Genomic DNA, 11475 nt, shown 5'->3' on the forward strand with positions numbered 1-11475 from the left:
AACAGCGCCAGGATCAGCAACAGGCTCGCCACAGCGAACGCGCCCACGTGGTTGTATTCGTTGTAGAGGATCTCGACGTGCAGCGGCAAGGTGTTGGTCACCCCGCGAATGTGCCCGGAGACCACCGACACCGCACCGAACTCACCCATGGCCCGCGCAGTACACAGCACCACGCCATAGATCAGGCCCCATTTGATGTTGGGCACGGTGACATGCCAGAACATCTGCCAGCCATTGGCGCCGAGCAGGCGCGCGGCTTCCTCTTCCTGCGTGCCTTGTTCCTGCATCAGCGGGATCAGCTCGCGGGCCACGAACGGCACGGTGACGAAGATCGTCGCCAGGACGATGCCCGGCAGGGCGAAGACGATCTGGATATCGTGATCCTGTAGCCACGGCCCGAACAGGCCCTGAGCGCCGAACATCAGCACGTAGACCAGACCGGCGATCACCGGCGACACCGAGAACGGCAGATCGATCAGCGTCACCAGCATGCTCTTGCCGCGGAACGAGTATTTGCTCACACACCACGCGGCGCTGACGCCAAACACCAGGTTCAACGGCACCGAAATCAGTACGGCGATCACCGTGAGTTTCAGCGCCGACAAGGCGTCCGGTTCAAAAATCGCCGTGAAGAATGCACCGAGGCCATTTTTCAGCCCCTGCGACACCACGATGAACAACGGCAACACCAGAAACAGGAAAAAGATCAGCCAGCCGAGACCGATCAGGATTCTGCGCGAAGTAGCACTGCCACGGCGGGCAGCGTTGGCCGAGGACGCGGCCGCAATAGACGATTGGGACATGTTCGCGCCTCCTTATGGGGTTTCGATGCGCCGCTGCAACAGGTTGATCAGCAGCAACAGGACGAAGGAAACCACCAGCATCAGCACGCCGATGGAAGTGGCGCCGGTGTAATCGTACTGGTCGAGTTTGACCATGATCAGCAGCGGCAGAATCTCGGTTTTCATCGGCATGTTGCCGGCGATGAAAATCACCGAGCCGTACTCGCCGACGCCGCGGGCGAACGCCAGGGCAAAACCGGTCAGCCAAGCCGGCAACAGCGCTGGCAGGAGGATATGGCGGAACACCTGCAACGGTTTCGCGCCAAGGCAGGCGGCGGCTTCTTCGACTTCACGGGGAATGTCAGCCAGTACCGGCTGCACCGTGCGCACCACGAACGGCAGCGTGACGAAAGTCAGCGCCAGGGTGATACCCAAAGGGGTGTAGGCGATCTTGAAACCGAGGTCGGCGGCGAACTGGCCGACCAAACCGGTCGGGGTGTACAGCGCGGTCAGGGCGATACCGGCCACCGCCGTCGGCAGGGCGAACGGAAGGTCGATCATCGCGTCGATGACCTTGCGCCCGGGGAAGGTGTAGCGCACCAGCACCCAGGCCAGCAGCGTGCCGATGATGCCGTTGATGATCGCCGCACACAGCGCGGTGCCGAAGCTCAGCTTCAAGGCTGCCAGCACGCGTGGCGCGGTGATGATCGTCCAGAACTGATCCCAGGTGAGTTGGGCGGCGTGGACGAACATCGCCGCCAGCGGGATAAGCACAATCAGGCTGAGGTACACCAAGGTGTAACCCAGCGTCAGCCCGAAGCCGGGTATGACGGGGGAGATACGACGCGACATAAAAGTCCTTGGTTGTGTGGCGAGGGAGCTTGCTCCCGCTGGACTGCGCAGCAGTCCCTACCTCTTATGAGCGCTGCGCACTCAGGCGGGAGCAAGCTCCCTCGCCACAATGAGTCCGGGTTGTGCTCAGATTACTGCGCCTGATAGATCTGGTCGAACACGCCACCGTCGTTGAAGAATTTCGGCTGCGCGGTTTTCCAGCCGCCGAAGTCCTTGTCGATGGTCACCAGTTCCAGTTTCGGGAACTGCTGGGCGTACTTCGCCGCCACGTCCTTGTCACGCGGGCGGTAGAAGTTCTTCGCGGCGATCTCTTGACCGGCCGGGCTGTACAGGTGCTTGAGATAGGCTTCGGCGATCTGCTCGTTGCCCTTTTTCTCGGCGTTCTTGTCGACTACCGCCACCGGTGGCTCGGCAAGGATCGACAGCGACGGCACGACGATGTCGAACTTGTCGGCGCCGCCATCTTCTTTCAGCGCCAGGAACGCTTCGTTTTCCCAGGCCAGCAACACGTCACCCTGACCGTTGTTGACGAAGGTGATGGTCGAGCCACGAGCGCCGGTGTCCAGTACCGGAACATGCTTGAACAGGGTCTGCACGTACTCTTTGGCTTTTTCTTCGCTGCCGCCGTTGGCTTTCAGGCCGTAGGCCCAGGCGGCAAGGAAGTTCCAGCGCGCACCGCCGGAGGTTTTCGGGTTCGGGGTGATCACCGAAACGTCGTTCTTGACCAGGTCGCCCCAGTCCTTGATGCCTTTCGGGTTGCCCTTGCGCACCAGGAACACGATGGTCGAGGTGTACGGAGTGCTGGCGTCCGGCAGACGCTTCTGCCAGTCGGCCGGCAGGGTCTTGCCGAGCTTGGCGATTTCGTCAATGTCGCCGGCCAGTGCCAGGGTCACGACGTCGGCGCGCAGACCGTCGATCACCGCCCGGCCCTGCTTGCCCGAACCGCCGTGGGATTGCTGGATTTTCACGTTGTCGCCAGCGTGTTCTTTTTTCCAGAAGTTGATGAATTCGGCGTTGTAGTCCTGATACAGCTCGCGCGTCGGGTCATACGACACGTTGAGCAGTTCGTAATCCTTGGCAACTGCGGAACCGGCAAACACAGCGCTGGCCAGCGCGGCCAAAGCGTAACGGCGAATCGACGACATGGTGAAAGCTCCTGGAATTCTTGGTGGTGGCTTTTTCTTATGTATTGCGCAAATCGGGTGTGCCGGTTCAAAGATCGCAGCCTTCGGCAGCTCCTGCGCACAGCCCCCTGCAGGCGCTGCCGCAGGCTGCGATCTTTTGATCTTCAAATCAGCTCGGCTTGTTACCCGGCTGCTGCAAACGGAATTTCTCTTTGCGTTCGATCTGCACGACCTGGGCGTTGTGCACAGTGATCTCCACTGCGCCAAATCGCAGATCGCGCAGGGCGCTCTGGATTTCACGCAAGATCGTGGTTTCGTCCTGACCGTCAACGCTGCGAAGGGATGCGCTCATGGTGCTGCTCCTTTGAATGGGATTTGCCTGGCAGTGGGCGGCACTGCGTTCGGCGTGGGAGCAATATAAGAGAGTCGCAGATATTCTTAAAAAGACTATTTAAGAATGTTTATATAACTGGAAAACATTATGTGGCGGGGCAAGGGTTTGCGCGGTGTTCACGCGACGAAAGAACACCGCAACCCCTGTGGCGAGGGAGCTTGCTCCCGTTCGAGTGCGAAGCGCTCGCCGTTTTTTTTGGCCTGCTACGCAGTCCAGCGGGAGCAAGCTCCCTCGCCACAGAATCGGATTCAACCGATAAACGGTGCGCGCGCCCAATCAATCTCCCCCGCCGGCACCGGCCGCCCAAACCAGTAGCCCTGCCCCAGATCGCACTCCTGCTCCAGCAGAAACGCCGCCTGCTCGGTCTGCTCGATCCCTTCGGCATGCACCTGCATGCCCATGCTACGAGCCAGTGCGATGATTACCCGGACAATCGCCGCGTCGTCCTCGTCCCATGGCAGGCCGGCGACAAAACCCTGATCGATCTTGAGCTTCTGCACCGGCAGGCGCTTGAGTCGCAGCAGCGACGAATAGCCGGTGCCGAAATCGTCGATGGCCAAGCGAATACCCAGCTCGCGCAACCGGTGCATTTGTTCCAGCGCCACTTCCGGATCATCCATCACCGCACTTTCGGTGACTTCCAGCTCCAGATATGCCGGATCCAGCCCGGTCTCGTGCAGCACCTGCGCCACCTGCTGATACAGCTCACGCCGGGCAAACAGGCGCGACGACACGTTCACCGCGACAAACGACAGCACAATCCCGGCCTGCTGCCACTGACACATCTGCGAACAGGCCTGGCGCATCACCCACGCATCGATTTCGGCGATCAGGCCAGTGCGCTCGGCAATCGGGATGAACTCCGCCGGCGACACCAGACCGCGCTGCGGATGCTGCCAGCGCACCAGCGCTTCAACGCCGATCAGGCGACTGCTGTGCAAATCGTGCACCGGTTGGTAATAGACCCGCAGTTCCTGTTGCTCCAGCGCGCGGCGCAGTTCGAAGGCGATCTCGACCCGTTGCTGCGCGTGGGCGGTCAGCTCTTCGGTGTACAACGCATAACCGTTGCGGCCGCTGCTCTTGGCCTTGAACAGCGCGGCGTCGGCATTGCGCAGAAGTTGGTCGGCACTCAACGCATCACTGGGGAACAGGCTGATACCGATACTCGCGTTGATGAACAGCTCATGCGCATCGATGCAGAATGGCTCCTTCAGCGCATCGAGAATGCGCTGAGCCAGCGCCGCCGCCTGCACCAGCTGTGGACAACTTTCCGCCAGCACCGCGAACTCGTCACCGCCAAGCCGCGCCAGAGTAATTCCGGGGCCGAACAGTTCCTGCAGGCGTGCCGCCACGGCTTTGAGCAAGCGGTCACCGACGTTGTGGCCGAGGCTGTCGTTGATCATCTTGAAGTGATCCAGATCGATCATCAGCAACGCGCAGCCGCGCTTGTGGATCTGCGCCGACGCCAGCGCCTGCTCGGCGCGGTCGCTGAACAGCAGGCGATTGGGCAGATCGGTCAGTGGATCGTGGTGCGCGAGGTGCTTGAGTTCGTGTTCGGAATCCTTGATCGCACTGATGTCGGAAAACACCGCCACATAATGGCTGAGGCGGCCCTGATCGTCGTGAATCACGCGGATGGTCTGCCACTGTGGATAAATCTCGCCGCTCTTGCGCCGGTTCCAGATTTCCCCGCTCCATTCGCCCTCGCTCTCCAGCGTGGCGAACATTGCCTGATAGAAGCCCGGCGGATGGTGGCCGGACTTGAACAGGCTTGGCTGATGCCCGAGGACTTCTTCGCGCTGATAGCCGGTGATCTCCATGAACGCGCGATTGACGTGCACGATCAACCCCTGACGGTCGGTGACCAGCACCCCTTCACGGGTGCAATCGAACACCGCAGCCGCCTGGCGCAGGCGCTCACGGTCAGCCTGACGCTCACGCAACCGCGCGCCGATGCCGAGAAACTCGCACAAGCGAACGCGCGCCAGAAAGATCAGCCCGGCACTGAGCGCCGCCCAGACGTAACCGTTGATCAGTTGCCATCGCTGCAGATCGACAGACTCATCAAAGAAACTGTTCAATAAGTAACCAGTGCCCTGCAGCCAGACGACAGCAAGCACCAGGTAAAGCAGCGCTGCACGCAAGGCATCGCGGTAAGTGGCAGGCATTCGGCTGTCCATGTCCCTACAAAAAAGGTTGGAATTATAGGTGAAGAAACATCCAGCGACTCTTATCTGAAAGGGCGACTGGTTTTATCTGTGTGCTTGGTGATAATGCAACGGCTGTTTTTATCTTTATCGAGGGCCCTATAGCCTATGTGGTACGAAGGTTTTCTTGGCTTGTCGGCCTGGTCTCTGGTCGCGGTCACCCTGCTGATGACCCACGTGACAATTGTCGCCGTCACGGTCTATCTGCACCGTTATTCGGCCCACCGTTCGCTTGAGCTGAACGCCGGTCTGAAACACTTTTTCCGCTTCTGGCTGTGGCTGACCACGGCGCAGAACACCCGCGAGTGGACTGCCATCCATCGCAAACACCACGCCAAATGCGAAACCGAAGATGACCCGCACAGCCCGGTCATCAAGGGCCTGTCCACCGTGCTGCGCAAAGGCGCCGAGCTGTATCGCGCCGAAGCCGAGAACCCGGAAACCCTGCGCATCTACGGCAAGAACTGCCCGGAAGACTGGATCGAGCGCAACCTCTACAGCCGCTATCCGCTGCTGGGCGTGGCGATCATGGGCGTCATCGACCTGCTGCTGTTCGGCACCATCGGTATCACCATCTGGGCGATCCAGATGATGTGGATTCCGGTCTGGGCCGCCGGCGTGGTCAATGGTCTGGGCCATGCCATCGGCTACCGCAACTTCGAGTGCCGCGACGCCGCGACCAATCTGGTGCCGTGGGGCATCCTGATCGGTGGCGAGGAGCTGCACAACAACCATCACACCTACCCCAATTCGGCCAAGCTGTCGGTGAAAAAGTGGGAGTTCGACCTCGGCTGGGCGTGGATCAAGGTCTTCAGCTTCCTCGGTCTGGCCAAGGTGCAGCGTGTGGCGCCGATCGCCCACCGCGTCGAAGGCAAAGGCAGTCTGGACATGGACACCGCCATGGCGATCCTCAACAACCGCTTCCAGATCATGGCCCAGTACCGCAAGTTGGTCATCGGCCCGCTGGTCAAGCAGGAGCTGGACAAGGTCGATCATTCGGTACGCCATCAATTCCATCGGGCCAAACGCCTGCTCTCGCGGGAAACCAGCCTGCTGGAGGACCGTCATCACTTGCGCATCCAGAACATGCTCGAGCACAGCCAGGCGCTAAAGGTAATTTACGAAAAACGCCTGGCCCTGCAGCAGATCTGGGTCAAGACCAGCGCCAATGGTCACGACATGCTCGCCGCCATCAAGGAATGGGTGCACGAGGCTGAAGCCAGCGGCATCCAGTCCCTGCGTGAATTCGCCGACCAGCTGAAAACCTACTCGCTGCGCCCCGCCGCAGCCTGACCGCCATGAACGAATCCCCTGTGGCGAGGGGATTCATCCCCGATCGGTAGCGCAGCTACCGCAAATTTGTCGACGCGTTCTCATTGCTGAAACGCGTCATATCTACCGCCCGGCGGGAGCAAGCTTCCTCGCCACAAAAGCGCGGAACTTAGCACCGAAAGCCCTATCTCAAAGACACTTCGCCACCCTGGCGGGCTGTACTGTGGTCGTTGTCGAAATCGCGGCACGCCCTTTGAGATATGTGCCGATGGTCAACAACAATCAAAAAGACTCATCCCTTGCGCAGTGGCCCGAGGCCGCGCAAACCCTGATGGCGCTGATGCACGCCCAAGGCGAAGTCGCCCGGCTGAGCGAGCGCGAACAGCTGTTCAGCTCACTGCTGGTGAGCGTCAACGCGGTGCTTTGGGCGTTCAACTGGGAAACCCGTCAGGTGCTGTACGTCAGCCCTGCGTATGAGCGGATTTTCGGGCGCTCGGCAGGGCTCTTGCTCGCCGATTACAACCAGTGGCGCGACAGCATCTACCCCGACGACCTGGATTACGCCGAACGCAGCCTTGCCGAAGTCCTGCACACAGGCGCTGTGGAAGACCGCGAATACCGGATCATCGCTGCTGACGGACAGGTTCGCTGGCTCAGCGACAAATGCTTCATCAACCGTCAGGACGAGCCCGGTCAACCGGTGATCATTGTCGGCATCGCCGAAGACATCACCGACAAGAAGCACATGGAAACCGAGCTGCATCGCCTGGCGACCACTGACGTGCTGACCCAGAGCAGCAACCGCCGACATTTCTTCGAATGCGCCAACCGCGAGTTCGAAGAGGCGCGCCTGCAAGGTGCACCTCTAGCCTTTCTGCTGTTGGACATCGATGACTTCAAGCAGATCAACGATAGCTACGGCCACCCGGAGGGTGACAACGTGCTGCAGCGCATCGCCGAGTGCGGGCGCGCGTCGTTACGCCGGGGTGATTTGTTCGGACGTATCGGCGGCGAGGAGTTCGCTGCTGTTTTCCCCGGTTGCGCACCGGACATGGCGCAGCAAGTGGCCGAGCGCCTGCAGCAGGAGATTCAGCGGTTGAGCTTCAATGTCGACGGCCAGACCTTCGGCATCACCGTTAGCCAGGGATTGACCAGCCTCAAGGATGAAGACGAAAGCCTCGACAGCCTGTTCGCCCGGGCGGACGCGGCGATGTACGAGGCCAAGCGTCAGGGCAAGAACCGGATTATCTCAAGCTGAAACCCACCATCTGATTCACCTCCCCTGTAGGAGCTGCGGCACGCTGCGATCTTTTGATCTTGTCTTTAAAAACAAAATCAAAAGATCGCAGCGTGCCGCAGCTCCTACAGGGGGATTCACGTGAATCCGGTTACTTGCGCATCCGCATCAGTTCCGGCAGCCCGATCTTCAACAGCCGCGCCGTGCGACTTTTCGCCAACTCCTCAACACCTTCATGCTCGGTCAGACGGGCCATTTGCGCTGCCATGTTCATCACCAGCGCCTCACGGGAGTAAACCCCGCCTCCGAGCTGGTAGACCGAGGCAATCAACTCACGCAGCTCCAGCGGCAAGCGCCAGCGTGTGCGCAATGCCGAACCGTAGGCCGCACCAAATTCCGCCAGCGCGTCGCCGACTTCCTCCAGCTCATCCAGCTCGCCGCCGGCCTGCTTCCACTCCTGCAAACAGCGCAGCAACGCCAGGTCACCGAGACGATGCAACATACCGGCGCAGTAGCAGCGCTCCTGATCCAGATCGAGCAGGCGCGCCAGCGTGCGGGCATATTCGGCCGTGTGCAGCGACAACCCCCAATAGCGCTCGGCGTAGTCCGCCAGGCATGGATCGCTGAGTTTGGCGCTGCGCTTGAGCGCCAGGCCGAGAATCAGGTTCATGCTCTGCCCGGTGCCGAGGCGATGCAGCGCCTGACCCAGGGTCTGCACCGCCGCGCCATGATGCTGCGCCGCGCTGTTGGCGGCGGCGATCAGCACGGCGGTGATCTGCGGATCGGTGCGGATTTCTTCTTCCAGCAGCTTCAGATCAAGTCCGTTCGGGTTCAGGCTGCGCTTCACCGCCACCTGCACATCGGTCATCAGCGGCGCACCGTCAGCCTGCTCACGACGCCGCTCAAGGAATACCGACAGGGTCATGCCCGCCGCCAGGGCCGGCACTTCGCAAAACACCTCTTCGCCCGCATCCAGCAGCAACCCCTGCAAGCGCTCGGTCAGGTTTTCCATGTTCAGCGGTTTGGTCAGGTAGGCCGTGGGCGCCAACGGAATGGCTTCACGCACGCTGGCGCTGTCGTTGCGACTGCTCATCAGAATGAACGGTAGCGGCGGATTGCGTTTGCGCTGCCGCACGCTGCGTAGCACGCTCAAGCCGTCGATGCCCGGCAACTCCCAATCGACAATGGCCAGGTCATAGGGCACTTCGCTGAGTAAAGACAGGGCTTGCTGGCCGTCGGCACACAGGTCCAGCCGCGCATCGCAGCGCACATTGAGCAACACTTGTTTAAGCAGGTCCCGGGACCATGGATCAGCCTCGGCAATCAGCACTCGGGGTACGGCGGGTAAATCAACGGCAGTCATGCGCGCTCTCCCTTGCAATGCCTGAACCTTAGCCAATGCTGGCCTTTCGATACAGCGCAAAAGCGCCGGATGTGTTTCAAGGGGCGTAAAAAAACCCGCCGAAGCGGGTTTTTTGTCGAACCGATCACACGGAGTCGGGGCTTACAGCTCCGAGAAGCACTCTTCGATGATCGCCAGGCCTTTGTCCAGTTGATCGTCCGGCGAGGTCAGCGGTACGAGGACGCGCAGCACGTTGCCGTAAGTGCCGCAGGACAGCAGGATCAAGCCCTTGTCGCGCGCCTTGGCTACCACAGCCGCGACAGCGGTCGGGTTCGGCTTGTGGCTGTCGCCGTTTTCGAACAGCTCGACCGCGATCATCGCGCCCAGCGCACGCACTTCACCGATCACCGGGTACTTGGCCTGGATGGCCTTCAGACCGGTTACCAGACGCTCGCCGACAGCCTTGCAGCGGTCCAGCAGTTGCTCTTCTTCGAACACTTCCATCACGGCCAGCGCCGCCGCGCAAGCGATCGGGCTACCGGCGTAGGTGCCGCCCAGGCCGCCCGGAGCGATGGCGTCCATGTATTCGGCCTTGCCGCAGACACCGGCGAGCGGGAAGCCGCCAGCGATGGATTTGGCGAAAGTGGTCAGGTCGGCAGCAACGCCCATCTGTTCCATGGCGAAGAAGGTCCCGGTACGGCCAGCGCCGGTCTGCACTTCGTCAGCGATCAGCAGGATGCCGTGCTGGTCGCACAGGGCACGCAGACGCTTCATGAATTCTTTCGGCGCGACGTAGAAACCACCTTCGCCCTGCACAGGCTCGATGATGATCGCGGCGATGTCTTTCGGCTCGGCGTCGTTCTTGAAGATGCGCTCGATGGACGCGATCGAATCGTCGATGCTCACGCCGTGCAGCTCGTTCGGGTACAGCGCGCGGAAAATGCCGCCTGGCATCAGGCCCATGCCGGCCGAGTAAGGCACGACCTTACCGGTCAGGCCCAGGGTCATCATGGTGCGACCGTGATAGGCGCCGGTGAAGGCGATCACGCCGGCACGGCCAGTGGCGGCACGGGCGATTTTCACGGCGTTTTCCACGGCTTCGGAACCGGTGGTCACCAGCAGGGTTTTCTTGGCGAAATCACCTGGCACCTTGGCGTTGATCTTTTCGCACAGCTCAACATACGGCTCGTAGGCCAGTACCTGGAAGCAGGTGTGGGTCAGCTTGTTCAGCTGTTCGGTCACGGCGGCGATGATTTTCGGGTGCACGTGGCCGGTGTTCAGCACAGCGATACCGCCGGCGAAGTCGATGAATTCACGACCTTCAACGTCAGTCACGGTAGCGTTCTTCGCCGATTCGGCGAAGATCGGGTGAATCTGGCCAACACCACGTGGAACAGCAGCGGTACGGCGGGCCATCAGATCAGCGTTAGTCTTGCTCATTACAGTCCTCATTCACCGCTCATCGGGCGGCGTGGTTCAAGGATTAAGCGGGAGAAATCGGCGGTGGCAGCATGCGATGATCGACTGCCACGGCGTTCCTGGCCGCAGAGAAAATTCCGGTTTTGAAACGACGCAAAGGGACAGCGCTCTCGTGCCCTTTGCGTTTGCAGCGATCCCTTTCCCGGCTTAGATGCCCAGGCAGAGGTATTTGATTTCCAGGTAATCCTCGATGCCGTACTTGGAGCCTTCACGGCCCAGACCCGACGCCTTGATGCCGCCGAATGGCGCGACTTCGTTGGAGATCAACCCGGTGTTGACGCCGACCATGCCGTATTCCAGGGCTTCAGCCACACGGAACACACGGCCCAGATCACGAGCGTAGAAGTAGGAGGCCAGACCGAACTCGGTGTCGTTGGACATCGCGATCACTTCGGCTTCGTCTTTGAAGCGGAACAGCGGCGCCAGCGGGCCGAAGGTTTCTTCCTTGGCGACGGCAGCGTCTTTAGGCACGTTGGTCAGGATGGTCGGCTCGAAGAAGTTGCCTTCCATCGGCTTGCCACCGGCCAGTACGGTGGCGCCTTTGGCCACGGCGTCAGCGATGTGCTCTTGCACCTTGGCCACGGCTTTTTCGTCGATCAGCGGGCCAGTGGTGGTGCCTTCTTCCAGACCGTTGCCGATCTTCAGCTTGGCCACCGCCACTTTCAGCTTCTCGGCGAACGCGTCGTAGACCGAATCCTGAATGTACAGACGGTTGGCGCAGACGCAGGTCTGGCCGTTGTTGCGGTACTTGGAAATGATCGCGCCTTCGACGGCCTTATCCAGGTC

Annotated in this window: 10 protein-coding genes; 2 read left to right on the top strand and 8 right to left on the bottom strand. The window is 60.8% G+C overall.

Going from position 1 to position 11475, the window contains the following annotated elements; all coding sequences use genetic code 11:
• The 5 genes from cysW to dibA form a co-directional block, all read right to left on the bottom strand.
• Window positions 1-803: sulfate ABC transporter permease subunit CysW (cysW, locus tag ACIP8I_RS08350; RefSeq protein ID WP_400760152.1), on the bottom strand; the 803-nt coding region annotated here is incomplete at its 3' end.
• A 12-nt stretch (window positions 804-815) separates the two neighbouring features.
• Entirely contained in the window at window positions 816-1634 is an 819-nt protein-coding gene (gene cysT / locus ACIP8I_RS08355; protein WP_027611147.1) for a sulfate ABC transporter permease subunit CysT, read from the bottom strand.
• Between the two features lie 131 nt (window positions 1635-1765).
• A complete protein-coding gene (locus tag ACIP8I_RS08360) occupies window positions 1766-2779 on the bottom strand; it encodes a sulfate ABC transporter substrate-binding protein (protein WP_108590226.1) in 1014 nt (337 codons plus the stop codon).
• A gap of 148 nt (window positions 2780-2927) precedes the next feature.
• Window positions 2928-3110: a sulfur starvation response protein OscA gene (gene oscA, locus ACIP8I_RS08365; RefSeq protein ID WP_003220508.1), complete on the bottom strand. Its 183-nt coding sequence runs from the start codon at window positions 3108-3110 to the stop codon at window positions 2928-2930.
• Window positions 3111-3400: 290 nt separating this feature from the next.
• A complete protein-coding gene (gene dibA, locus ACIP8I_RS08370) occupies window positions 3401-5320 on the bottom strand; it encodes a phosphodiesterase DibA (RefSeq protein ID WP_400760156.1) in 1920 nt (639 codons plus the stop codon).
• Window positions 5321-5467: 147 nt separating this feature from the next.
• Here dibA and desA point away from each other — a divergent pair, with 147 nt between their 5' ends.
• Window positions 5468-6652, top strand: a complete 1185-nt coding sequence (gene desA, locus ACIP8I_RS08375) for a delta-9 fatty acid desaturase DesA (protein ID WP_007963495.1) — start codon at window positions 5468-5470, stop codon at window positions 6650-6652.
• 247 nt (window positions 6653-6899) lie between these two features.
• Window positions 6900-7889, top strand: coding sequence for a GGDEF domain-containing protein (locus ACIP8I_RS08380; protein ID WP_400760159.1), 990 nt, complete (start codon window positions 6900-6902; stop codon window positions 7887-7889).
• 130 nt (window positions 7890-8019) lie between these two features.
• Here ACIP8I_RS08380 and ACIP8I_RS08385 read toward each other — a convergent pair whose 3' ends face one another.
• From ACIP8I_RS08385 to ACIP8I_RS08395, 3 genes are all read right to left on the bottom strand, one after another.
• A complete protein-coding gene (locus ACIP8I_RS08385; RefSeq protein ID WP_400760161.1) occupies window positions 8020-9231 on the bottom strand; it encodes an HDOD domain-containing protein in 1212 nt (403 codons plus the stop codon).
• A gap of 141 nt (window positions 9232-9372) precedes the next feature.
• Window positions 9373-10650 (bottom strand): 4-aminobutyrate--2-oxoglutarate transaminase, encoded by a 1278-nt coding sequence (gene gabT / locus ACIP8I_RS08390; protein ID WP_400760164.1) that lies wholly within the window; start codon window positions 10648-10650, stop codon window positions 9373-9375.
• 186 nt (window positions 10651-10836) lie between these two features.
• Window positions 10837-11475: aldehyde dehydrogenase family protein (locus ACIP8I_RS08395; protein ID WP_400760166.1), on the bottom strand; the 639-nt coding region annotated here is incomplete at its 5' end.

The organism is Pseudomonas sp. NPDC088414, assembly GCF_044753325.1.
In the GTDB taxonomy this organism is placed as follows: Bacteria; Pseudomonadota; Gammaproteobacteria; order Pseudomonadales; family Pseudomonadaceae; genus Aquipseudomonas.

Bases quoted from the DNA above. Each gene is read 5' to 3' on its own strand.
- cysT (WP_027611147.1), bottom strand. From the start codon at position 1,634: ATGTCGCGTCGTATCTCCCCCGTCATACCCGGCTTCGGGCTGACGCTG.
- ACIP8I_RS08360 (WP_108590226.1), bottom strand. From the start codon at position 2,779: ATGTCGTCGATTCGCCGTTACGCTTTGGCCGCGCTGGCCAGCGCTGTG.
- oscA (WP_003220508.1), bottom strand. From the start codon at position 3,110: ATGAGCGCATCCCTTCGCAGCGTTGACGGTCAGGACGAAACCACGATC.
- dibA (WP_400760156.1), bottom strand. From the start codon at position 5,320: ATGCCTGCCACTTACCGCGATGCCTTGCGTGCAGCGCTGCTTTACCTG.
- desA (WP_007963495.1), top strand. From the start codon at position 5,468: ATGTGGTACGAAGGTTTTCTTGGCTTGTCGGCCTGGTCTCTGGTCGCG.
- ACIP8I_RS08380 (WP_400760159.1), top strand. From the start codon at position 6,900: ATGGTCAACAACAATCAAAAAGACTCATCCCTTGCGCAGTGGCCCGAG.
- ACIP8I_RS08385 (WP_400760161.1), bottom strand. From the start codon at position 9,231: ATGACTGCCGTTGATTTACCCGCCGTACCCCGAGTGCTGATTGCCGAG.
- gabT (WP_400760164.1), bottom strand. From the start codon at position 10,650: ATGAGCAAGACTAACGCTGATCTGATGGCCCGCCGTACCGCTGCTGTT.